Raw genomic sequence first — 25,220 nt, 5'->3', positions numbered from 1 at the left:
CTCAAATCAAGCTCGAACTATATAGCCGTAAAAATACTTAAGAAAAAACTGCTTTATAAATAACAGATATCAGCAATTTCCGAATTTAGGTTATAGGTGTCATAGGTTATAACTTTCCTAACAGCGTATAAGTAATATCAACAATCTTAAAAGCAAAAACTATGACAAAAAAAACTTTTCTACCATTAATCGCTACAACTTTGATATTTACTGGATTCGCTGGACTGGAAATGCATTTACCACAAGTAGTTTTGTCAAGAACTGCTAGATCAAAATGGCAAGTATTTACCGGTCCAGATGGTACTTTTCAAGTATTAATGCCAGGAAAACCGGAAAAAATGAATCAAACTCAAAAAACCTTCATGGGAGAAATTAATTTACAAATTTTCTTAGCAAAACCACCCAAACAGCAAGTTGCATATGTAGTTGCTTACAACGATTTCCCGCACAACTACGGCAAAATGGCTAACCCCCAAGAATTACTTGATAATGCTCAGCAAATGGCTTTGAAAACGACTCAAAGTAAATTGGTTAGCCAACGTAATATACGCAGTTATAACAATCACCCCGGAAAGGAAATCGAATATATCAATAGTGCGGGAAGAGTTACCAGAAACCGGATGTTTTTTGCCCACGGGCGCTTATACCAAGCAATGGTAATTACAACCAGAAAACAGGAAAAATACCTGAAAAAAAGCATCAGGGGATATTTAAATTCTTTTCAAGTAGTCTTCAAAAAATAGTTTAGAGTCAAAAAAGAGTTTAGAATCAAAAAAGAGTTTAGAAGAATATTTACCTATTTTTCTGTTAATCAACCTTCAAAGAATCACAAAGCAGAAACATAATCTTTATTATCCACCTTCGTAGCGTCGACGATAGAGAAGTTCTAATTGTCCACCATATTCTTGGATCGACGCTATTTGACGTTGGTAAAGACCTCTAAAGGTATTCGCAAATAACAGAGTAAATATTGCTACAAATAAACCAAACGCAGTAGATACTAAGGCTTCACTAATACCACCAGTAACTCCCGAGGTTTTCGTTCCCCCAACATCACCAAGATTGAGCGATGCAAAAGAAGCTATTAATCCTAATACAGTACCTAAAAGACCTAGTAATGGTGCAAGACTAATTATAGTCTCAAAAATATTTTGAAAGCGTTTAAGTAAAGGAATTTCCGCTTGCGCTTCGCTTTCGAGTGCTAAACGAAATTCTTCTGGGTTGGGTTGTTCTAATTCTAAAGCAGCAAGAAAAATTCGGGAAATAGGTAAATCAGTATTTTTTCTGAGTTTATCAATTGCACCTACAACATTATTTTGACGGTAAAGGCTTAAGAATTCTCGTACCACCAGTCTTTGACGCCGATTAATTCTCACCCAAAAACTAATACGTTCAATAATTAGCATCACCGCTAAAATTGAGAATCCCAACAGGGGTATCATCACAACACCACCAGCTGTAAATAGATTTTGAGCAAACAGAGCTTGAATTCCCATTGTGATTTTCTCACACCACTAGATTTGTCAGCTTACCAGTTTTGCAACAAGGAAATAAAAATTTTTAGTATAATTTGCATCATATCTGTAGGCAAGAATTTAGGATTATTTTTGCCATCTGCTTGTCCTGACAAAGGTATAATTTCCCTTACCTTGGGAATAAACCATTGTGTAGCCATTTACCAATAAATTATTTACGGATGACCTGACCCTAGTTTTGTAGCGATTGTCAATTGGATTAAAGCACTCATCAAATTCGACACAAATGATTCGAATGTCGATGCGATCCTCAATGATTGAGTCAATTACTTTATATTCAGCCCCTTCAATATCTAATTTAAGAAGATCTATCTTCTCATGACCATTTTCTTGCATCATCTGACTCAATCTTTTAACCTTTAGCTCAATATAATTATCTGTTTTTTGAAGATTTAAGAGTGAGTGAGAAACATGAGATGGGTTTTTTGGCGCATAAAACTTCAATTTATCCTCTTTTTCCCATAATCCAACTTCAAAAAAATGGTACTGAGAGTTTTTTAGAGTCATATTTTTTACATATTTAATAGCCCTTGGAGTGGGATCAAATGCAAAGACATGACAATTAAATTTATCAATTAGCCCGAGGTCAAATGATATATCTTCGCCACAGCCAACGCAATAACAAATTGACTGCGCATCAAGCAAATTAATTGGAACAACCCACCCTCCATATTCTGTTCCGATGTGTTGTAAATCATTTCTCCTGTGGATTTTTGTAAGTGATGTTCTGTCCCAAGCAGCTAATTGAAATGCACGAGATAGTATCTTTTCTAAGATTTTCCCAGGTATTTGTTGAAGCTTCATTGACTCCCCTGTCGCAATGATATGCTCGAACTCGTAATGAGGTTTCAGCTAAATGATACTATTTAAGGGCGGAAAGTATTAAAAGTTCTCAGGTTACAAAAAATACTTATAAAGGCAACAAGAAAAGGGGAATAAGAAATAGTGAATTCCTATATTTGAGCTTTTGCGTTCAAGAGAAAGTACAACTAAAATTCATCAGACGTAATGTAGAGACGCACTACAGTACGTCTCCAACACTAAATTTAAACCGAATAACGAAGATAATGAAGTTGGAAGATATAGCGTTCACTACAATTGGCTGGGAAAAACATTCTTCAATTCCCAATTCCTAATTCCCTCTTCCCTACTTCTGCAAAACCACATCTGTTGCTATATCTATTAAGCAATTGTTATTTCTGAAGATAAATAGACATCTTGAATTAGATGGAAAAGTTTAACCCCTTCTTCGAAAGGACGTTGGAAAGTTTTACGTCCGGAAATTAATCCAGTCCCACCAGCACGTTTGTTAATGATTGCAGTGCGAACAGCATCTGCAAAATCATTCTTACCAGATGCACCACCAGAACTAATTAAACCCGCACGTCCGCAATAACAATTCAGAACTTGGTAGCGAGTTAAATCAATGGGATGATCTGTTGTTAGTTCTGAGTAAACTTTGTCATGGGTTTTACCATAGCTTTTACCGATCGCTTTCGCTACTGCAGCATAACCATTATTATTTTGAGGTAATTTTTGTTTAATAATATCAGCCTCAATAGTCACGCCCAAATGATTGGCTTGAGAAGTTAAATCCGCAGCAAGATGATAATCTTTGTCTTGCTTGAAAGCATTATTACGTAGATAACACCACAAAATAGTTACCATACCTAATTCGTGAGCGCGTTTAAAAGCTCGGCTAACTTCTTGAATCTGACGGGTAGAGTTTTCTGAGCCAAAATAAATTGTTGCACCTACTGCTGTTGCACCCAAATTCCAAGCCTGTTCCACATCAGCAAACATTATTTGGTCGAATTGGTTAGGAACACTTAGAAGTTCATTGTGGTTGATTTTGACGATGAAAGGGATTTTATGAGCATATTTACGGGAGACAATACCCAATACACCTAACGTGGTTGCAACAGCATTACAGCCCCCTTCAATTGCAAGCTTAATAATATTTTCGGGGTCAAAATAAATTGGGTTAGGAGCAAATGAGGCGCTACCTGAGTGCTCGATACCTTGGTCAACAGGCAAAATAGAGAGATAGCCAGTATTTGCCAAACGGCCAGTAGAATAAAGTTGTTGCAGACCGCGTAAAACCTGTGGATTGCGATCGCTATTTACCCAAATCCGATCCACGAAGTCGGAGCCTGGTAGATGTAGCAGATCTTTAGAAACTTTCGCCTTGTAGGTCAGTAAATCTTTTGCTTCTTTATCTAGTAGCGATTCAAGAGACCCGGGTGAAGGTAAGGTGCTAGTCATAACATTCTCCTCAAAACTTCTGTTTTGTTAGGTTGAACATGCTTAGCCTAACGTATGCATATCCTTTAGTTAGAAGATAACTATTTTTTCTTTATTTAATGGTATAAATGCTTATTTGAGTCTTGGACGACAAATTCAAAATTATTTCTCATAAACTCTATTTGCGCAATCAACGATAAAAGAATGTAACATTGAGAGAAGTTTTTAAATTTATCTTCTTGTTTATAAAAAATAGTTTTGTCATTGATGTTTACAACGGGCTAAGAATACCAGCTTCATGGTTTAAATTCATACCACGATTCAAAAAGTAAAAATAATTTTCACTGATGTTTATTTTATTGAATAAAAAATGAGATAAAAGCTAGATGTATTTTTTCTGTCACCGAAATTTATTTAACAAGATTTATCCCTAGCCTTCACCAAACATGGGTTTGCAATTTAAAAGATTGCGATCAAAGCTTTATCTTAAATTTAAAAACATAACCCAGTAAATAATGAGAGTATAGATTTCTGATTTCTTGACTCCGAACAAATGACTATTCAACTTAACGAGGCACTTGTTACTATAGCCACAATCAAGCTTGAGAGAATTATTGACTTTTACACTCAAATATTGGGACAACAACCAAAAACTTACATCCCTAAAGTCTATGCCAATTTCCAAATTCCTGGTGTAAATTTGGGTATTTTCAGACCAAAAGATATACACCTATCGGAATTTAATAATGGAGCAAAAGGTAAAATAAGTTTATGTTTAGAAGTCGGTGACCTAGAACATGCTATTTCTCGATTTACAGCATTAGGTTATCCCCCACCAGGAGAAATTATTACAGCTTCCCACGGTAGAGAAATTTACGCTTACGACCCTGATGGTAACCGCATCATTTTACATCAATCAATTGAAAATCCCAGTACCGAAAAGGGTTCAATTCCAGCACCAGCCCAAGGTGCAATTCGGCATGGTCACTCTAAAGAATTGGAATCCTGACCGAGAAATTTCAAGATGTACAACTTTGTCTAAGCTTTATAGAGTATAAGCTTTGTTAAAAAATCTGTATGAGTTCAGTGGTTCTTAGATTTATTTGTTAACAGCTTATATTTATCCATTATTAATTCTTTTACATTCTCAGTATCTTGGCAAAATTGCATTTTTCCGAAATTTATTGAATATTTCTCAATCTTCCATTCCCATCAAACATCCCATTAAATACAAGTAAAATGGCTATTACCCAACACTATAAATTAAATTTGATTCAGTGGTATCCCGGACATATTGCGAAAGCAGAAAAAGCACTGAAAGAACAACTAAAACTAGTAGATGTGGTATTGGAAGTTAGAGATGCTCGCATTCCTCTAGCCACACACCACCCAATGGTGAATGACTGGGTCGGTAACAAAACAAAAGTTTTGGTGATGAATCGGGTAGATATGATTTCTCCCGCTGTAAAACAAATTTGGACAGACTGGTTTAAGCAACAGGGAGAAAGAGCACTATTCACCAATGCTCAACAAGGGAAAGGGGTAACAGCAATATCCAAAGCAGCTCAAGCAGCAGGAACTCAAATTAATCAGAAAAGACGTCAACGGGGAATGTTACCACGTCCGGTACGGGCGGTAGTTATTGGTTTTCCTAATGTCGGTAAATCAGCTTTAATTAATCGATTGGTAAAGCGACGAGTTGTGGAAAGTGCAGCCCGTCCTGGAGTTACCAGACAACTTAGGTGGGTACGAATTTCGAAAGAATTAGAATTACTTGATGCTCCTGGGGTAATTCCCATTAAGTTAGAAGACCAAGAAGCAGCACTAAAGTTAGCTATCTGTGATGATATTGGTGAAGCATCCTACGATAACCAGTTAGTAGCAGCAGGATTTATAGATATAGTAAATTACCTCATGGCTACAGTAATAACTGAAACTACGGAGGATGAGATCGTAGCAAATATCTTACCAGCACAACTATTGATGTCTCGTTATGAAATCGATCCAAGTGGTTTTACTGGAGACGAATTTTTGCACGCTTTAGCTAAAAATCGATATCAAGGAGATGCGGAGCGTGCTGCTAGAAAAATTTTAACTGATTTTCGCAGAGGTTCATTGGGTCAAATTCCCTTGGAGTTACCACTGGATTTAGGTTTAAGTTAAACAGATGAATTCCAAACTCCTAATTCAGGATTCCTGGCTTCTGTTAGCAAAGCGGTGCGCTACCGCGCACAATTCTGACTTCTGACTCCTGACTCCTAACTCCTGACTCCTGACTCCTAACTTCTGACTCCTGACTTCTGACTCCTAACTCCTAACTCCTAACTTCTGACTCCTAACTCCTAACTCCTAACTTCTGACTCCTAACTCCTAACTTCTGACTCCTAACTCCTAACTTCTGACTTCTGACTTCTGACTCCTGACTTCTAACTCCTAACTTCTGACTCCTGACTCCTGACTCCTAACTCCTGACTCCTAACTCCTGACTTCAGCCGCAACAGTCCATAATTCTGTCACCACTGTACCCAATCCCTATTCCCCAATCCCCAATTTTGTAAGACAAACATCTTGTGGAACGGGTTTACTGTATATAAAATATCTCTGAGAATAAAAAACTACCCTTCACCAAATAAGATTTGATATAAATTTGGTTGTTCTGGGTTCGAAATCAACGTACATAGGTGATATGCTTCATTACTAAAAATATCATCAATGTTATTTTTAGCGAATGCTTCATAGTACAACACAAACTAAACATATTCTCTTCATCACTTATTGACAAAAAACGTATCAAAATTATCTTATTTTGATGCCTGATTTTTGAGTCAATAAATATCGTATCTGGACTTGGGAATAATGGGACAAGGTTTTTTTCAGATTGGCTTCACGTTATTAATACTGATTATAATTTCTCCAAGATTAGGAAAGTACATAGCTCGCGTATTCCTTGGAGAAAAAACCCTACTTCATAATATTATCAATCCTTTAGAGAAAAAAATAATTTATAAATTAGTTGGTGTAAAAGAAGAAGAAAATATGAAAGGTTTGCAGTATGCAAGGGCAGCAATTATTACTAATTTGCTCATGGGTACTGCAGTTTATTTTCTCATTGCTTATCAAGGCGATCTACCTTTAAACCCCAACCAATTTGGCGCTCCGAATTGGGACTTAACGTTACACACTACTATTTCTTTTCTGACTAACACCGGTCAACAACATTACGCTGGAGAAAAAACCTTAAGCTATTTTAGTCAAATCGCAGGTGTCGGATTTCTCATGTTTACCTCCTGTGCAACGAGCTTAGCAGTGGGGATCGCTTTTATTCGCGGTATAACAGGTAGACCTCTAGGAAACTTTTATGTTGATATTATCCGGGCAATTACGCGTATTTTTTTACCAATATCTATTGTGGGAGCGATCACCTTATTAATTTCAGGAGTACCACAAACTCTTGCAGGTCCGGTCGAAGTTAGAACTTTAGAAGGTATTAGACAATATATTGCCAGAGGTCCCGTAGCATCTTTTGAAATTATTAAAGTTTTGGGAAACAGCGGAGGTGGTTTTTTTGGTGTTAATTCTGCCCACCCCTTTGAAAATCCTAACGGTGGCTCCAACTTAATTGAAATTATTGCCATGCTAGCAATTCCCGCAGCATTAATTCATACATATGGTATATTTAGCAACAACCGCAAACAATCTTGGTTGTTATTTTGGATGGTGCTTGCAATCTTTATCATTTTGGTAGGAATTACAGCAGTAGGAGAATTACGAGGCAATCCAATTATTAATGCACAATTAAGATTAGAACAACCTAATTTGGAAGGTAAAGAACTGAGATTTGGTTGGGCACAAACTGCACTATGGACAGTTACAACTGCTGCGACAATGTCTGGTGCGGTTAATGGAATGCATGATTCTTTAATGCCAATAAGTATTTTTGTTAACCTTTCAAGTATGTTTGTACAAGTTATTTGGGGCAAACAAGGAACTGGAATTGTTTATTTAGTAATTTTTGAAATTTTAACTGTATTTGTAGCAGGATTGTTAGTTGGGAAAAATACCCAATTTTTGGGCAAAGAAATTGGCAGAAAAGAAGTCTTACTTTGTAGCTTAATTCTTCTCATCCATCCCTTCATAATTTTATTACCCACGGCAATTACTTTAGCTTTCCCTCAAACATTATGGGGTGTAGACAATATTACATTTCATAATATATCCCAAGTAATTTATGAATTTACATCAGCTGCTACTAATAATGGTTCAGGTTTAGAAAGTTTACAAGATAATACTCTATGGTGGAATTTAAGTACCGCTGCGAGCATCCTAATTAGTCGTTATGTGCCTACGATCGCGATTCTTTTGCTAGCTGACATTATGCTGCGTAAACCCATAATTCCAGAGAAATCCAATAAATTAAAACTGAATAATTCTGTATTGACAAGCATTAGTATCACATTAATTTTCATTTTAGGATTTTTAAGTTTTTTCCCATTTCTTGCTTTAGGTCCAATTGCAGAAAATTTTAAAATTGCTGCAGGACTAAAATGAATTTATATCTTGATTTGTAATATTAAAGATGTAATTAGTGATTGTGAGTTGTAATTTGTAACTTGCAATGTGTGATTTTGTATTTTTCCGTTTTTGATTTATGACGTCTCTCAATTGTAAGTTTTTGACTTCTAAGTTTTTTTAACTATAAATTTTCGATTTATAAATTTTTGATTTATAAGTTTCTGAACTGTAAGTTTTTGATTTATTACTTTTAAATCGGATTTATAAGTATTAAATTTATATCTATGTCTTGTAATATTCATCAGTAATTTGTTATGAAAATTTGATAAATCACCAACTACCAATTACCAGTTATTCAGTTGATATTTTTGTTACACCAAATCAAAATAAATAGTTAACCACCATCAGATAATGCAATCGGCAAACCCTCCTACACCCAAACGTTCGCGTTCTCGATCCCGCGATCGCCGCACGCGATCACACAGGGAAATAAAAATTAGCAAACTACTGTATCTACGAGCAATCAAATATGCTTTTTTGAAATTTAATCCTCACCATCTGAGTAAAAACCCCATCTTATTTGTAGTTGCCGTTGGAACAATAATTACTGCAATACTCGCAATTAAGCCTAATATATTTGGCGAATTATCCAACGATAACCCCCGTTTATTTAACATTTCCATTGCACTAGCATTATTTTGCATCCTTTGGTTTAGTAATTTTGCAGAAGCATTAGCAGAAAGTAGGGGAAAGGCTTTAGCAAGTATTTTGCGTTCCAGTAAGACAAAAACTACTGCTAAAAAATTATTTCCAGATGGTTCAATTGTTGAAGTCGATTCTGAAGAACTGCAACGGGGCGATACAATTTATGCGATCGCAGGAGATATTATTCCTGCAGATGGAGAAGTGACAATGGGTGTCGCTAGTGTTGATGAATCCATCGTCACAGGAGAATCTGCACCAGTTCTCAAAGAATCCGGATCTGATGTCGGAAGCTCTGTTACTGGTGGTACGCGGGTTATTTCCGACGAACTGATCGTAAGAGTAACTGCACCTCCCGGTCGTGGTTTTATTGATCGGATTATTGCTAACGTCGAAGGTAAAAAACGCAAAAAAGCAGTTAATGAAATTACAATAACTTTATTACTGGTATTTTTAAGCTTATTGTTTACTCTGGTAGTCATCACCCTAACCACAATTGCTTACTACCTGCAAAACCCCATTGATACCCCAGTATTTATTGCTTTATTAATTGCATTAATTCCCACAACTATCGCTGGACTAATCAGCACTATTGGGATTTCTGGGATGGATAAAGCCGCACGACTTAACGTAATTGCAACTTCTGGAAGAATTATCGAGGCTTGCTCGGATATCGATGTCTTGGTACTTGATAAGACAGGGACAATTACTCTGGGTAATCGCCTCGCTGAATCTTTTATCCCAGTTAATAATCACTCCTTAGAAGAATTAGCCCATATTTCTTTAGCAGCAAGCATTTTCGATGATACTCCTGAAGGTAAATCTATCGTCCGATTAGCAGAAAGATTAGGTGCAAGGGTAGATTTTGAGCGTGGAGCAGCTCAAGCCATACCATTTTCTCCAATTACTCGGATGAGCGGTACCAACCTTCCTAGCGGTCGTCAACTGCGTAAAGGAGCGGTCTCAGCAATCGAAGAATTTGTTTCTAATGAAGGTGGACAAGTAACTCCGGATGTAGGTACAGCCTTTGAGCATGTAGCAAAGCAAGGAGGTACACCTCTAGCAGTTGCAGTAGATGAAGAAATCTTCGGTGTAATTTATTTACGAGATATCATCAAACCCGGAATTCGCGATCGCTTCGCTCGACTGCGCAAAATGGGCGTGCGTACCCTAATGCTTACAGGTGATAACAATATTACCGCTGCAGTAATTGCAAGGGAAGCAGGAATAGAAAACTGCATTGCTGATGCAACTCCAGAAGTTAAAAACACAGTTATTCGTCTCGAACAAGCAGAGGGTAACCGGGTAGCAATGACTGGGAATGGAGCAAATGATGCTTCAGCGCTAGCGCAAGCAAACATAGGTATTGCAATGAATACGGGGACTCAAGCTGCAAGAGAAGCAGCAAGTATCGTAGATTTAGATTCCGATCCCACCAAATTAATAGATATTATTCAAATTAGTCAGCAATTGATAATGACCCGTGGGGCAATAACTATCTTTACAATTGCCAATAAAATTGCCGAATACTTTGCTATTATCCCTTTATTAATTCCTAATGCTAAATTAGAAAGCCTTAATATACTCGGCTTAAGTAACCTGAGAGCGGCAATACTTTCAATTTTAATTTATAAAGCTTTAATTATTCCAATTTTAATTCCTTTTGGATTAATAGGTGTTAGAACGACAAATTTATCACCGAATAAGATGGTACAGCGCAATATTTTAGTTTATGGAATTAGTGGAATAGTCATACCATTGATTCTGATAAAAATAATTGATATGGGAATAACTTCAGCAGGGTTACTTTGAATATTGAATCTTTAAACTAAATACTTAACAAATAAATGCTAAAAATTTTTTTTAATAATTAAGTAGTAATAACTGAACTACCAATCTCCAATCCCCAATCTCCAATCCCCAATCTCCAATTCCCAGTCACCAGAGGCTCCGCCGACGCCGTAGGCTCTATGCCGCTTGCGGCGGCGGCACGCAGTGCAATCCCCAATCCCCAATCCCCATGCTCAAAGATATCTTTAAAGCAATTCGTGTCACCATATTTCTCTGGTTACTTACAGCATTTATCTATCCTTTATTCATACTTGTGGTAGGTCAAGTCTTCTTCCCAGAACAGGCAAATGGTAACATCAAACAAAATATTCACGAGAAAAATTATGGTTCAACTTTAATCGGACAAAAATTTGTTTCAGAAAAATATTTTCAGGGAAGACCAAGTGCAGTCCGCTACAGTATCGGTAGAAGAGGTAGACCAACAGGAGTGTCCGGAGCCAGTAACTTAGCTCCCAGCGATCCAAGTTTACAGCAACGAGTACTAGAAGAAGCCGAATTACTCAGAGAAGAAAATATTCCACCCCTCGCGGAATTAATATACACTTCCGGTTCTGGTTTAGACCCTCACATTTCCGTAGAAGCTGCAGAAGCACAAATAGATCGAGTTGCATCTGCAAGGAATTTACAAGAACAGGAAAAACGCGAAATAGAGAGGTCCATTAAGGAATATACAGATGGAAGATTTTTGGGTATTTTTGGTGAGCCAGGGGTAAATATTCTCCAGCTAAATTATGAATTGGATCTAAAAGATATAAATCGTAATTAGAAATAACTGCAAATTATTTTGAAATGCCAAATCATTCTAAAATATTGTCCTAAAATTATTTATCTCAAATTTTAATCTTTATGACTCGTGTAGTTGGTTTGATAAGCGGTACGTCAGTAGATGGTATTGACGCTGTTCTAGTAGATATTCATGGTCAAGATTTAGAAATCAAAATTGATTTAGTCGCAGGAGCCACATACCCTTACCCAAAAAAACTTAGAGAACGTATTTTAGAAGTTTGTGTTGGTGCTAGCATTTCCATGGCAGAATTAGCAGAATTAGATGATGCGATCGCATGTGCTTTTGCTGAAGCTGCGAATAGAATTCAAGTTGGTCATGAAAAAGCGACTTTAATAGGTTCCCACGGTCAAACTATCTATCATCAACCACCCGAAAGAATAGAACAGGAAAAAATTAGTTCTAAATCTCCCATAGGTTACAGCTTGCAAATAGGTCGTGGTGCTGTAATTGCTAATTTAACTAACACCAAAACTATCAGTAACTTTCGAGTCGCCGATATAGCCGTCGGTGGTCATGGTGCACCCCTAGTTCCCCGTGTAGATCTAGCTTTGTTCGGCGATCCCCAAATTAGTAGTTGTATTCAAAATATTGGCGGTATTGCTAACCTTGCTTATATTCCTGCATTTCAAGGCAATTATTTGGATAAAGTTTGTGGTTGGGATACGGGACCAGGTAATAGTCTTTTAGATTTCGCAGTAGAGCATTTAACAAATGGGGCTAAAACTTACGATGAAAATGGTGCGTGGGGAGCAAGTGGAACTCCCTGTCAAACTTTAGTTGAAAAATGGTTACAACATGAATATTTTCATTTAGCGCCACCTAAGTCTACTGGAAAAGAATTATTTGGTAGAGATTATCTGCAACACTGTTTGCAAGATGCTTCCGAGTACCAACTTAGTCCGGCAGATATTTTAGCAACTTTAACAGAATTTACGGCAGTTTCTATAGTTCATAACTATCGTAATTTTCTACCACAAATGCCCCAAAGAGTACTTTTATGTGGTGGTGGTAGTCGGAATCTTTACTTAAAGCAACGTTTACAGGAATTACTAGCACCAATACCCGTTCTTACCACAGACGAGGTTGGGGTTAGTGCTGACTTTAAAGAAGCGATCGCATTTGCAGTATTAGCTTATTGGCGAGAGTCAGGTGCTCCTGGTAACCTACCTTCTGCTACAGGTGCAAGCCACGAAGTTCTGCTCGGTGAAATCCATCAACCACGTATTCAAGAATTAGCTACTAGTGCGTGAACTACCCCGACCTACTTTGTTGATCCGCGTAGCACCACCGTAGGTGAGGTCGGGGCTTCCAGATTCTCTGAGGAATGCCGCAACTTAGACGGACGCCCAAGCTTTGGTCTTACTTCCTCTCCACTGGCGGCTTCTTCCTCCCCCGTCCCGGAGGAGGACAGCATTCTGATACCTTCCGATCTAATATTCTTGGCTGCATTACCATCTCTATCATGATGAGTACCACAACTAGGACAAATCCAAGTCCTTACATCAAGTGGTAACTCTTTGATTTGATAATGACAATTAGAACAGGTTTTAGAACTAGGGAACCATCGGTTTATCTCCAACAAAACTTTCCCTTCTTTTTCACATTTGTAATCAAGAAAGTTTACGAAAGTTCCCCACCCTGTATCAGATATTGCTTTTGCTAGTTTGTGGTTACGTGCCCTTGACGTTTAGGAATATGGATTAAATAAAGTCCAAAAATAGAGTGCTGTTAGCGCCCAGCGTGAGCGTACCGGATCCGTTTTAAGATTTTGGGAATAATAGCAGAATCTAGGTGCATTGAGGATTATCAAGGGTGGATCATAGTTTTTTACTACAGCCAGGACGCTGGAAAATTCAAGGAAGTTGGTTGGAACGTAACGAAATGCCAATTTCTGTAAAGGGTATGACCCTAGTTGCTTGGAATCGAGACAACTGGTTCACCATGGCGACTAAATTAGTATTTCCAGGTAGCGATCGCGCCGAAATTGCTATGCAATACAAAGGACGAATGGACGATGGCGAACGTCAATATAGTTTTTTACTACACCATAATTTATTAGGACAAATAGAAGGTGAAGGCTGGATCGGCTTGAGTAGCATCGTTCAAAGATACTGGGTATTGGGAGATAAACAACGTCGTAGTGGATTTGAAACTCTACACCGTCTGGATAATGCTAGTTATTCCCTTACCAGTGGTATTATGTCTGGTCATTTTTTAAGCAGTACCATGGAAGCAAGCTTAGAAAACCTCACTGCTTTAAGTTGAGGAATGATTCATAGCAATTGGGGTAGGAAGCGCTTAACTAAATGAACTTGAGAAGTCGTAAGAAATAAGTTTCTCTCACTTCAAAATCTATACAAAGCATCAATTGTCAATTATTCTGACTTCTGACTTCTGACTTCTGACTCCTGACTTCTGACTCCTGACTTCTGACTTCTGACTTCTGACTCCTGACTTCTGACTTCTGACTTCTGACTTCTGACTTCTGACTCCTGACTTCTGACTCCTGACTTCTGACTCCTGACTTCTGACTCCTGACTTCTGACTCCTGACTCCTGACTTCTGACTTCTGACTTCTGACTTCTGACCTCTGACTCCTGACTCCTGACCCCTGACCCCTTACCTCTACAAACATTTTTATATTTTTTCTACTTCCCAAGTTAATCAAATATCTTCAAAATGGGAAAAATAAATATACACATGATTTTAAGATATTTGGAAAGTTATAAATAAAACTCGAGTACTTGTCACGTTTATCGAAAAATTTCCCGAGAAATAAGTTAACTAACTATCCTTAGTCAAAATCTAGAAACCTGTCTTTGAGATGGGTTTGAATGTCATATTTTTTTGGGTCATATTTTTGTGGGTCATATTTTTTTAGGTCATATTTTTTAAAAAATTGGAGTCGAATTTTCTATGTCAGACCCCAACATTGGTCGCTTACTTGCTAAACGTTACCAAATTCAAAAGTTAATCGGTACCGGAGCAATGGGTCGAGTTTATCGGGCTAAGGATATGTTATTGGGAGGCGTACCGGTTGCTGTCAAATTCTTAGCACTTTCAATGCAGAACCAACAAATGCGCATGAAAGAACGCTTTGAGCGCGAAGCTAAAACTTGTGCATTACTGGGACAAAGAAGTATCCATGTTGTCAGGGTGATGGACTACGGGGTGGATGAGAATGATGTTCCATTTTATGTGATGGAGTATCTCAAGGGTAAAAGCCTCAGCCAAGTTATTCGCAACGAAACCCTCAGTTTAAAAAGATTTTTGAATATAGCGCATCAAATCTGTTTGGGTTTGGGATCTGCCCATGATGGTATCACCATTGATGATGTAGTCTGCCCAATTATTCACCGCGACATTAAGCCTAGTAATATTTTTATTCTTCAAGATCCGAGTTTTGGAGAATTAGTCAAAATACTAGATTTTGGAATTGCCAAGTTACTTCAATCCAACACCGAAAATACAAACTATTATTTGGGAACTTTAGCTTATTCTTCACCAGAACAAATGGAGGGAAAAGAACTAGATAACCGTTCTGATATTTATAGTTTGGGGGTGATGATGTTTGAAATGCTCACCGGTAGAACGCCAATTCAAACAAAAACTCATTCTTTTGGAGCATGGTATAAAGCTCATCGCGAACAGAAACCACATTCCTTTACAGAAATCAACTCTACAATCCCATTACCTTCATCATTAGAAACCTTAATAATGGATTGTTTAGGTAAATCTCCATGCGATCGCCCCCAAAATATTACTGAAATTATTGAAACCTTAGGAAAACTGGAAACATTAGAAAAAACCAATCATTCCTTACAAAACTTTGCTTCAGAACAAAAATTTCTTCCAGAGGATGATACACCAGAAAAAACAACCTTAAAGGCAGAACTCACACAACCAACTCATTCAACAGATTCAGATATTCCTCCATCCGTAACTAAAGATGAAATTGCTCGTAGCTGTTTTTGGCCTACAAATAAACCTATTGCTAATATTGTTTTTCCCCAAGCAATTAGAGTAAGTAGCAAACTATTACCTGCGCTGTGGGCAATGTTACCTATCTTAGAAATTCGCAAATTTTTCGTTTGTAGTCGCTACAATCAGTTTATCTTCATAACCGAACCTCATCCGATGCTGCTATGGATTTCTGCCATTTATAACCAAAAGCACGGTGCTAAATGGTTAAATTGCTATCTCGACCTTAAAACTAAATTTGGTCGAGAAACTACTCGTCTTTTGGGGGAGAATGGTTACTATCAAATACTATTGTTTGCTAAAGAAGCTCCTCAACCCGCACATCTTATCCTTAATTCGAGTATTGCTTCGGCTCAAACTCTTCGGTTACAAGAATGGGTAAAGCTCAGTTACTCTCTATCTTCAAAAGGAAATCCACAACTGAGCAAAAGATTACTGCACAATGAATATGAAAAAATGAAACCTCAAATCCTGGAAAAACTGACACGAAGCGATATAAAGTCAGGCTTAGATATACACAGATGAAATAAGCAAAGAAAAGAAAGTTATATAGGGATTAGGTATTTTTGTCCAAAAAATTGATTAACGTGCAAAAGACATTAAGTATTGTAAAAAAATATATTTTCTGCCCCCATATCGGGATATAAATTATCAAGGATAACAAAAATAAAGTAACACAGTAAAAATAAATTTCACCACAAGTAGCTACAACACTAAACTTAAATCTTAGTGGAGTAAGTAGAGGGTTCTTAAGTAATCCTTGTAGAGTTCTATTTTGGACTTCTGCTAAATCTTCCGTTTAGAAAACGGGAGTATGCTTAATCCTGACTGTAAAGTAAAATGAAATAATTTTACGGTTAATATTTACTGTAGAGCTTGTTTTGACTATAAAATTTAATTGAGTAATTTTCTGAGTATACTCGCAATACTAAAGCTATTTGATTTTGAGAAACTTAGCGATAAACCTAGTATTCAAGTAAGGAAAAGTCATAATTGGCAATTTACTCTTAATTCTGGGCTTTTAATTTTTTATTGTATAAATAAATAATTGCCAGTAATTAGTCAATATACTTGTTATCTGTACATTCAGTTAAACTTTATTTTGACCGTTATAACTGTTGGGGATTCACAAACATTTCAAAATTTATAGTTGTTTGAAGTCAAAGCAGCTTGAAGTCAAAACAGTTTTTATTCACAACGATTAGAATTCACAGAAGTTTAAGCTAACAAAAGTTAAGATTAGAAAACTTTATCAGTTTAAAAGTCAAATTGGTTTAACAGTTACAACGGTTCGATAGCGATCGCAATTTGTCAAATTAACGAACTTAAAATTGGTATATGGTAGTCAATGCTTAAAGTTGACGCCCCGACAACCCCAGCTCCTTTCCCTAGCCAGAACAGAGCAAGAGAGGGAGGTCGTCCACTCTGTCAAACAAGTGGAACTTTACATCCAAGAAGAATTAGAATCTAAACCCCATTGGTGCTTAATTAATTCTTTATAAGTAGCCTCCCGTACGACCATTTGTTCGTAAAGTTTGACTAAGAAGTCTTTCGCTTGTTCGTGACTCATGTGTTCTACTTGAGTCGCAAAAGAGTGTATATTGAATTGCTGTTCTAAGGTTAATTCATTTGGTTGGTTCATTGTAAATTTCTCCATCAATTAGTTAAAGTTAATTGGCAGCGATTCACCTCAAACTTTAAGTCGGTAAACAGAAATAGTCTTTTGTCTTACAGTGTTTTCTTACATTGTACTTGGGTCTTGTTAACAAAGATAACAAATGTTTGACAGGATAACCGTACTTAAGTAAGGGGGAATACTAGTAAGCATTAACCGAAATCTAAGGCTTACTAAATACTTTATTCAAGTTCACCAAGATAGTTTTCGTTCAAAGTGAATAATTCTTAGTGAAACGGGTAGAACTTATTCGACCTTTGGAGATAAAAATTTCTAACTAAAGGTGAAAAATTACGACTTTTACTTCTTTAGTTATAGTTTTCATTTTCCAAAGTAATTTACAACCCAAGCTTAATTCTGAGAAAACCTCTAATTCATTAGTCAGTCGTGAATTATATGCTTCATAGTTTATAAGCTGCAAGATTAAAAACAACAAAATTGAGAAAAATAACCTCTGTACTAACCTACAGAGGTTTAATGTATATGTATCAAGTTGTAAATGATAAAAATGCTCAGGGCGAACAAAATGCTAAGTATATCTACTACAAAAGAAATAAAAAAAACACAATAGGCTTGCAAACAAGACGATATACATGTCCACAAAGTCTTAGCAATAATTAGTTTTATCTACAATAAACACGGAAAAACCTTTAAAACAGGAATTTAGATAAATTTTTTATATCGGGGTATGTAAATAAGTATTAAATATTATTTGCGTTAATTAATTTTTAATTTCTAATACTTTTTAGCAGATAAAAGGCACTATATTCACTTTACTAATTTTGATAAAGCAATATTTTCCCCATATTACTTAGGGTGTTAAGGATATTTCAGAACCTTGACTTCTATAAAGCCTGACAGCGCAGCAAAAGGCGTCAGGCTGCTTGATGTACAACGCCTCTTAGAGCGCGATATTTTTATGCTCGTTCAGTTTTAGCGGCTCATAACTCCTTAACTTACAACATACATCAATATCAATGTGATTCGATTGTTTGGGCTTGAACAACTGATTTATCTTCTAAGGAAACAAGAATTACAGTAATGTTGTCGTGACCACCTTGATCTTTTGCCGCTTGAATTAAATTCACTGCAGCCTTATCGAGTGTAGGAGTTTCCGTCAGGAAACTAGCAATTTTTTCATCCATCAGTTCCTCTGTTAAACCATCGCTACATAAAAGCAAGCGATCGCCAGATTGCACTTCTAGTGGTTTGACATCAAATTCCTGAAGATCTTCACGTCCCAGACATTGGGATAAAACATGACGGAACGGATGCATCCGGGCTTCGTCGGGGGTAATATCACCAAATTGAATTGCTCGCGCAACCCAGGTATGATCTTGGGTCATCTGTTCCAAAATCTGCTCTCGGAAGCGATAAAGTCGAGAATCACCAACATGAGCGCGCCAAGGAGTCTCACCATTACGGAAAGTGACAACCACAATAGTAGTTCCCATATCAGCCCGTTCTGGATTTTTCTCCTGATCTTGTAGAATTGCTTGATTTGCTTTTCCTAAAGCTTCTTCCAATAAATATTGAGAAGATTTTTCCGAATCCCAATTAGCAAGGAGAAAAGATTTGATTTCTTCAGCTGCGATCCGACTGGCTTCTTCTCCACCAGCATGACCACCCATACCATCAGCAACGATAAAAAATCGTCCCTTTGGGTCTATATAGTAAAAATCCTGGTTATTAGAACGAATAAGTCCCGGGTCGCTAGCACCGGTAAAGCTAAGTTTCATAAATTTTTAACAAACGAAAATTAATACATACGGTCGTAACGATCGAGTCGCAGAAGTAATCGAATTAGCAGCCATGATACTGCGGTTGCAACTAATCCAGCAAGTAGAGCTAACCATATGTAATCTTTAACTAATAAAATTGAAGCAGATAGAGTAAAACCACTGATTATTACAGCATAGGTCATACCCAATTGGATACTAGTTTGACGTCGTAACAAACGCTCAGTTTCGATAGAACGGACACGAACCCGGACATCTCCACGCTCCAATCGGTCTAAAGTATCCTCAAGTTGGCGGGGTAAACCCAGTGCGGTAGAACTAACTTGTGCTGCTTGGCGACCGATCTCGTCTAATAAAGTATTCGTCTGAGAACCATTCATATTTGTCATAAGCTGCATTGCATAAGGTTTGGCAACTTCCATGAAACTAAATTCAGGATCGAGCCCTTTACCAACTCCTTCCAGGGTTGAGAAAGCTCGCATCACAAAAGTGAAAGTAGCAGGAAATCTAAAAGGTTGACCGTAAGCGATCTCATACAGGTCGTCACTGATAGCGGTTACCGATTGATTTTCAAACGGCTTATCCATAAAGTGATCAAGCATGTACTGAATGGAACGTCTGATTGGTCCCATATCTTCTGCAGGAGCAAGAGCACCCAAATCAATTAAAGATTTGACAACCCGATCGCCATCTTTAGAAGCTACTCCAAACAAAGTCTCCATCAGACCTTCGCGAATGTTGGATTTAATCCGCCCCATCATACCGAAGTCGTAGAATATTAACGCACCATTGGGGCTAACGGCAATATTCCCTGGGTGTGGATCTGCATGGAAGAACCCATTATTGAGCAACTGATGCAAATAAGCTTGTGCTCCCTGACGAGCGAGAATCTTTCTATCTAAGCCAGCAGCTTCCAAAGCTTCATACTGACTAATTTTAATTCCCGGTAAATATTCAAGAGTTAGTACCCGTGGCGAAGCATAGCGCCAATAAACGCGAGGTACTTTAACCCATTCATAAGTACGAAAGTTTCTGCGGAAGGTATCAGCATTACGTCCTTCGCTCAAGTAATCTATTTCTTCCCAGAGAATGCGACAACATTCTTCATAAATACCGATCCAATCTCGTCCGCGCCCCCATTTAGGATGACTTTGAAAATATCGAGCAATACCTTTAAGAATTTGTAAGTCAATTTCAAATAACTTTTTGAGTCCAGGACGCTGTACTTTAACTACTACAGACTCTCCCGAGTGTAGTGTCGCTTTGTGAACCTGTCCTAAGCTCGCAGCAGCAAGAGGTATGGGCTCAAAACTTTCAAACAGTTGGGGAATTTTTTTACCTAATTCTTGCTGGATTATTTTTTCTACCTGCTCGTAAGCAAAGGCTGGTACCTTATCCTGTAGCTTGGACAATTCTTCCACATATTCGCTTGGGAAAATATCAGCACGCGTCGAAAATAACTGGCCAATTTTAATAAAAGTTGGTCCCAGATCCAACAGAGTATTACGAATCCAAATTGCTTGCGCCTTGCGTCTTGCTGCTTTTTTGACTTCGGTGGGTCCTCCAGAATAACTCCACGATCTGTTGTACAGCCACAACCTGAACATCAAAGTCAAGACAAATGACCAAATATCCAAATACCGTCGTCTACTGGAGTAGTTTTCCCTATTCCAACGATATGCCTTACCCGTATAACTTTTATCCATTTGTTTTACGTACCGTTGGTTGCTCACCGATTCACCCGCAACAAAAAACACATTGATTTCCAACTTGTTAAATGGAATTAATGAGCAAAAATCTCTTATTTCCGCTATTTTGTCTTCAGTTATTACCTAGGGACAAAAATATTTTATTTTTATTCTTTTTTTATTTAGTAATTTTGCTACTAGCTTTAGACAGAATTACTACGATATCTTTGAATTTCTGTGCGCAACAGGGCAATTTCTGCTCGTAATTCATCAATTACAGCTTGCAAATCATCTGGTTCAGAACTTGAAGTTTGTCCCATACCTGTTGCTGCTTCACCAGTACCAGCAGCTTCTGCAGCACGATTTGCCTTTTCCATCACTTCTTCTGTAAAGGCGCGCAAATGCTCTTTGGCTTCAGCTTCAAATTTACCTAGTTCGCTTAAAGTATCAGTGAAAGTATTTTCCATCCGTTCGGTCAATACCTCGGCGACAGCTCTACCAACGAAGAAAGCTTCTACAAGGGGGTTAGTCATAAATTTTTGTTACGTTCGTCTGCAAAAAATTATAACTCGCTATCACACTTCGATGCTTCTATTTCATTACTGTTATTTTTGAGAAAATGTTTTTCCTGGTCAAGTAAGGTTTATCGTACGCCAAGACAAGGAATTCAAATTTATCGATCCCATCCCAAAAAATTAAAAAAAAATTAAGAAATATAGAGTTTTATTAGGAAACAGAAGAATCAGGATCGGGGATTAAAAGGTTTTTTTAGAAATATTCGAAATGGATTTTTTTCAAATTATCAAATCTCAATGGAAATAAATAGCGCCCTATTAGTCTGAATAATGGGCGAATTAGATATTTTTTAATATCTTTATTTTCTGCTCTGACAATTGTAAGATTACTCTCAGTTTAAAATATATAGTCTGAGATGGAGTAATACTTAATTTAATAGCTACAGTTTAGCAGAATAAAATTTAGAGAGAATAAGTTTCAAGAGAACAAGTTTCAAGAGAATAAGTTTCGAAACAATAGAATGAAAAACAAAAACAAAATAGCAAAGTTTTATATTTTCAAATGTCAAAGACACTAATTAAATTAACTAAGTACTATCAAGCTTACAAATGCATAAATGCATAAATGCTAATTTAGCATCCACACTTTTCATGACCGCCAATCCGAATAATAAAATCATCAAAATCAGTATCTTGTTGGTCGCTTCTCACTAATGCAGAACCTGTATCATCCCAACGTATTAAACTACCACCATTTGCCAAGGCAAAAATATCACCGTCAAATTTTACTTGTCGCTTGCCATTGCTATTGTTAGCATCTGTAGAATACAAAGTACCTACAACTCTTCCTTGGTATTCAGACCTGAGATAAAAACTGTATCTTTTACCAGCTTCAAATTTAAATTCTGCAGTATCTTTTTGTACTGTATTTCCTGGAGTACCCAAAAAATCATTAGGGTTTTCTGTTTTAAAGTCAGAAGGAGAATTAACGTCTTGTGGATTATCAGAGGGTTTAGCCTCGATGATTAGATCGGTTTCTTCTCCAGTCTCTTCATTTCTAACGCCAAAAGTAGATTTATAAGCGCCATAAGATCGAACAAACCCAAACTCTACAACAGTGTCAACTGCAAACATTACCCCATCATTACCAAACAGTTCTTTAGCAATTTCTTGGCTTTGACTTGGGGTTGGAGTTTCAACTTGGTTTGGTCTTGGAACTTCTAATGGATTTGGAACTTGAGCCTGTACCGGTGATGCTGACAAAGCACTCAAAATAGCTGCGACCAGGATTCCGAACGAAATATGTATATCAGTGCGATTTATTTTAGATATTAGGCGCATAACAACTCCCCACTACACTAAATATTTTTGGTTAACGAAGTAAAAATCTACCAGAGACGATTGTTAACTCTAGATCTTGTTCCTTCTATATCCTGATTTACCCGTTCTAAAAAAGCTCTGGAGTTTTCCAGCAAGGTATTGAGTTCATTTAACTCTGAAGAATCTGGGCTAACAGGTATTTCTGCAGTAGCAGAACAAGAGCGACTAGATGCATTTTCATTGCTTGGAGCAGGACCAAGTGCAAAGCGACGTAAATTACATCTTGGGGGAGTTGAAGGATCGTTACTGAAGCGCCGACGATTATTAAAGCGTTGACGTTGAATATTGCGATTATTTCTTGTGCTGTTAATAAATCTTCGTATATCGTTTACAGATTGTGGACTTATAAAGGAACTAGTACCTGTATTAGCCGTTTGAGGTATTGGAGATTGACTTACATTACCCCCACTATCTTCAGATGCACTAGTAGGTTTGGGATTTGCAACTAACCCATTAAACGCTAATAATGCGCCAAAAATAACGCCAGTTAATCTGTTTATAAACATGAATGTCTCTACCTTTGGAGTTCTGCAATTTCGATCTAAAATTTAAATCCAAAGCCAGCACTTAAAATAAATCTGGCGTCGCGATCAGAACCTGTAATATCGCGTATTGCAGGAGTAATAACGAAAGGAAAATGTTTAAAGGGTGCGATAGAAGCGCCTACTCCCAAGTCTCGACCAGTCCACTCAGTAATCAGGCTAGCTTGAGGATGTACCCGGACTGCGACATTACCAAAAACATTGAAATTATCCTCGTCGTTATCTAATGCTTCCTCTGTTCGGAATTCTCCATTACCGATACCAGCAGTTACAGCAATACGACTGAAAGGTTTATTGATATCATCCCTTATCCGGAATATTTTGGTCGCTACACCATAGAGAGAATGTTCAAAATCATTATCGTCACCAATATTTAAAAAGCCATTCATCCCAACTGCAGCAGCCCAACCTCCCTTAAATTGGCGATGTACCTTAACATTAAAGCCACCAGTACCAAAGTCTCTATTAGTACCGAAACTTGCAAGGGTGTATGAAAGTACAACACCTACTGACTTTCTAGAGTTACCAAAGCCTGCACCAAAACCAATAGCTGCATCATTTTTGTTTCCAAGGCGGGTTCTATCTTGATAACTTGCAGCTACAAAACCTGTATTATTATCGCTACCATACCCTACAGGAACATAAATACTTAGACTAGGAGAAGAATAGTACGATCTAATTTTGACTTTTTCTAGATCGCGTAATTGTCTTTCTATATTTTCAATCTCTTCTAAGGATTCTTCAACAGAGTTATCTGGATCTATATTGGGGTCTGCGACGTTTTGAGCTAAAGTTGTGCTGTTTTGCCGATTTGAAGTTGGTTCTGATCCAGTTTGAGTCTGATTATTTATATCAATAGAAAATACTGGATTTAACTCTACTGATTTTGCAGCTTCTTTCTCTAACTGAGAATTGGCTACAGTGATTGTCGATATAGTTTTTTGGGGAATGTTTATAGTCCTTAAAATTATTTCTGACTGTTGTTTTTTAGACCTATTTGAGATTTTAGCTAGAGCACTGCGAATTTTTCGTATTTTTTGGTTTTCTTGTTGTTCTGTCTCAGTTTTGGGTAGCGCTATTTCTGTTTGCACCGTAGAGTCATCTTGCCGAATTTCATTTGACTCTTTACTGCTTTCGGAAGCAACTGCGGATGTGAATGAGACAGAGGTGACTAACGAAAATGATATTACTAGGGCTTGCGCGAACATCCCTAGAGCCAAACGATTCATAGATTTTGGATTTTGAATTGGAGGTAAGAAGTTGTATTTGAATACATTAATGAATAATATTTAGTATGTTGTGCGGGAAAGGCACAGTATACAATAGTACATATTTAAAATACAAATACTTGAATTAAAAATTACAAGAATATCTACAACATAGTTTATGTAAAATTACATTCGAGGTTGTGTCTGAGTATACTGAGTCACTTTACCTAAGTCAAATATTAAAGTATCGCCATACAATAATTGTGAGAGCAAAGTGCGTATCTTATTGTTTTTAACTTTAGAAATCAAGTTGCATAGGGAATCTAAGCCTAATTTTTTAAACTTTGTCGATTTTCAGCAAAACAGTAAAACAAGAATAGACTTATAATTCTAAGAAATTATTTTCTCTCGACTAAAAGTTGTTTCCTCATCTAGTCATAAAGATTTATTCAAAGTTTATTTTGATACTCATAAAAAATATTGTGAATTATAAATTAAATACTATATACCAATAAACTGCTAGTGCAATTACGTATTTTGCAATGTTGAACTCAATATTTTTGATTTGAATTTCTGCATTAATAAAATTTTTCTAACGCTGAGAAACAAAAATTTTGGAAAGTGAAACTGTATAAGTTGATTTCGCTCGCATCAATAAAAATATATAGCTTGATGCTCTACGGGCAGAGCTTGGTCTACCTTGCGAACAAAAAAGTTAGCAGAAGACAGACATAACGTAATTATTGTCGGAAATGTGAGCGTACGCACTCCATAATTCTTGCGATGGAAACATTGCTTGTGCTGAACTTATGTTTTGTGAATAGGGCAATGGTAATTCTTCATTCACACAATAATTTATCA

General features: G+C 37.1%; 20 protein-coding genes and 1 pseudogene. 9 read left to right on the top strand and 12 right to left on the bottom strand.

Features of this window, described 5'->3' with window-relative positions:
• Positions 1–161 precede the first annotated feature (161 nt).
• Positions 162–743, top strand: coding sequence for a hypothetical protein (locus tag BC008_RS30325; protein ID WP_027844196.1), 582 nt, complete (start codon positions 162–164; stop codon positions 741–743).
• Positions 744–851: 108 nt separating this feature from the next.
• On the opposite strand, the gene BC008_RS30320 is transcribed toward BC008_RS30325, so the two are convergent.
• From BC008_RS30320 to BC008_RS30310, 3 genes are all read right to left on the bottom strand, one after another.
• Positions 852–1,481, bottom strand: a complete 630-nt coding sequence (locus BC008_RS30320; protein WP_407657087.1) for a MotA/TolQ/ExbB proton channel family protein — start codon at positions 1,479–1,481, stop codon at positions 852–854.
• 120 nt (positions 1,482–1,601) lie between these two features.
• A complete protein-coding gene (locus BC008_RS30315; protein ID WP_027844198.1) occupies positions 1,602–2,339 on the bottom strand; it encodes an FkbM family methyltransferase in 738 nt (245 codons plus the stop codon).
• Positions 2,340–2,717: 378 nt separating this feature from the next.
• Positions 2,718–3,800: a class I fructose-bisphosphate aldolase gene (locus tag BC008_RS30310; protein WP_027844199.1), complete on the bottom strand. Its 1,083-nt coding sequence runs from the start codon at positions 3,798–3,800 to the stop codon at positions 2,718–2,720.
• A 532-nt stretch (positions 3,801–4,332) separates the two neighbouring features.
• Here BC008_RS30310 and BC008_RS30305 point away from each other — a divergent pair.
• From BC008_RS30305 to BC008_RS30280, 6 genes are all read left to right on the top strand, one after another.
• Positions 4,333–4,788 (top strand): VOC family protein, encoded by a 456-nt coding sequence (locus BC008_RS30305; protein WP_063800835.1) that lies wholly within the window; start codon positions 4,333–4,335, stop codon positions 4,786–4,788.
• Positions 4,789–5,018: 230 nt separating this feature from the next.
• Positions 5,019–5,942, top strand: a complete 924-nt coding sequence (gene ylqF, locus BC008_RS30300) for a ribosome biogenesis GTPase YlqF (protein ID WP_027844200.1) — start codon at positions 5,019–5,021, stop codon at positions 5,940–5,942.
• Positions 5,943–6,635: 693 nt separating this feature from the next.
• Positions 6,636–8,327 (top strand): potassium-transporting ATPase subunit KdpA, encoded by a 1,692-nt coding sequence (kdpA, locus tag BC008_RS30295; RefSeq protein ID WP_027846022.1) that lies wholly within the window; start codon positions 6,636–6,638, stop codon positions 8,325–8,327.
• A gap of 375 nt (positions 8,328–8,702) precedes the next feature.
• Positions 8,703–10,805: a potassium-transporting ATPase subunit KdpB gene (gene kdpB, locus BC008_RS30290; RefSeq protein ID WP_027846021.1), complete on the top strand. Its 2,103-nt coding sequence runs from the start codon at positions 8,703–8,705 to the stop codon at positions 10,803–10,805.
• A gap of 202 nt (positions 10,806–11,007) precedes the next feature.
• A complete protein-coding gene (kdpC, locus tag BC008_RS30285) occupies positions 11,008–11,610 on the top strand; it encodes a K(+)-transporting ATPase subunit C (RefSeq protein WP_027846020.1) in 603 nt (200 codons plus the stop codon).
• Between the two features lie 80 nt (positions 11,611–11,690).
• Positions 11,691–12,881: an anhydro-N-acetylmuramic acid kinase gene (locus BC008_RS30280; protein WP_027846019.1), complete on the top strand. Its 1,191-nt coding sequence runs from the start codon at positions 11,691–11,693 to the stop codon at positions 12,879–12,881.
• A gap of 11 nt (positions 12,882–12,892) precedes the next feature.
• Here the strand turns inward: BC008_RS30280 and BC008_RS46885 are convergent.
• Positions 12,893–13,306: pseudogene (locus BC008_RS46885) on the bottom strand (RNA-guided endonuclease InsQ/TnpB family protein); the annotation flags it as partial.
• A 137-nt stretch (positions 13,307–13,443) separates the two neighbouring features.
• Here BC008_RS46885 and BC008_RS30275 point away from each other — a divergent pair.
• On the top strand, positions 13,444–13,896 hold the full coding sequence (locus BC008_RS30275) for a hypothetical protein (RefSeq protein ID WP_058184152.1): 453 nt from the start codon (positions 13,444–13,446) through the stop codon (positions 13,894–13,896).
• Positions 13,897–14,002: 106 nt separating this feature from the next.
• On the opposite strand, the gene BC008_RS30270 is transcribed toward BC008_RS30275, so the two are convergent.
• On the bottom strand, positions 14,003–14,266 hold the full coding sequence (locus BC008_RS30270) for a hypothetical protein (protein WP_058184151.1): 264 nt from the start codon (positions 14,264–14,266) through the stop codon (positions 14,003–14,005).
• Positions 14,267–14,547: 281 nt separating this feature from the next.
• Between BC008_RS30270 and BC008_RS30265 the strand changes: the two genes are divergently transcribed.
• Complete coding sequence (locus tag BC008_RS30265) at positions 14,548–16,137, top strand: serine/threonine-protein kinase (protein WP_027844798.1); 1,590 nt, start codon at positions 14,548–14,550, stop codon at positions 16,135–16,137.
• A gap of 919 nt (positions 16,138–17,056) precedes the next feature.
• Here BC008_RS30265 and BC008_RS30260 read toward each other — a convergent pair.
• From BC008_RS30260 to BC008_RS30230, 7 genes are all read right to left on the bottom strand, one after another.
• Positions 17,057–17,254 (bottom strand): NblA/ycf18 family protein, encoded by a 198-nt coding sequence (locus BC008_RS30260; protein ID WP_027844799.1) that lies wholly within the window; start codon positions 17,252–17,254, stop codon positions 17,057–17,059.
• Positions 17,255–18,261: 1,007 nt separating this feature from the next.
• Entirely contained in the window at positions 18,262–19,026 is a 765-nt protein-coding gene (locus BC008_RS30255) for a Stp1/IreP family PP2C-type Ser/Thr phosphatase (protein WP_027844800.1), read from the bottom strand.
• Positions 19,027–19,046: 20 nt separating this feature from the next.
• The gene (locus BC008_RS30250; RefSeq protein WP_027844801.1) at positions 19,047–20,732 is read right to left on the bottom strand and encodes an ABC1 kinase family protein; all 1,686 of its coding nucleotides are present in this window, start codon (positions 20,730–20,732) and stop codon (positions 19,047–19,049) included.
• Between the two features lie 185 nt (positions 20,733–20,917).
• Positions 20,918–21,247 (bottom strand): DUF6825 family protein, encoded by a 330-nt coding sequence (locus BC008_RS30245; RefSeq protein ID WP_027844802.1) that lies wholly within the window; start codon positions 21,245–21,247, stop codon positions 20,918–20,920.
• A gap of 615 nt (positions 21,248–21,862) precedes the next feature.
• Positions 21,863–22,570: a hypothetical protein gene (locus tag BC008_RS30240; protein WP_058184150.1), complete on the bottom strand. Its 708-nt coding sequence runs from the start codon at positions 22,568–22,570 to the stop codon at positions 21,863–21,865.
• A 47-nt stretch (positions 22,571–22,617) separates the two neighbouring features.
• On the bottom strand, positions 22,618–23,115 hold the full coding sequence (locus BC008_RS30235; RefSeq protein WP_058184149.1) for a hypothetical protein: 498 nt from the start codon (positions 23,113–23,115) through the stop codon (positions 22,618–22,620).
• 35 nt (positions 23,116–23,150) lie between these two features.
• Positions 23,151–24,380, bottom strand: coding sequence for a hypothetical protein (locus BC008_RS30230; RefSeq protein ID WP_058184148.1), 1,230 nt, complete (start codon positions 24,378–24,380; stop codon positions 23,151–23,153).
• Between the last annotated feature and the right edge of the window lie 840 nt (positions 24,381–25,220).

Source organism: Mastigocoleus testarum BC008 (assembly GCF_001456025.1).
Classification (GTDB): domain Bacteria; phylum Cyanobacteriota; class Cyanobacteriia; order Cyanobacteriales; family Nostocaceae; genus Mastigocoleus; species Mastigocoleus testarum.
Note: the sequence above shows the minus strand (reverse complement) of the source record. Positions and strands in the feature narration are given on the sequence as shown.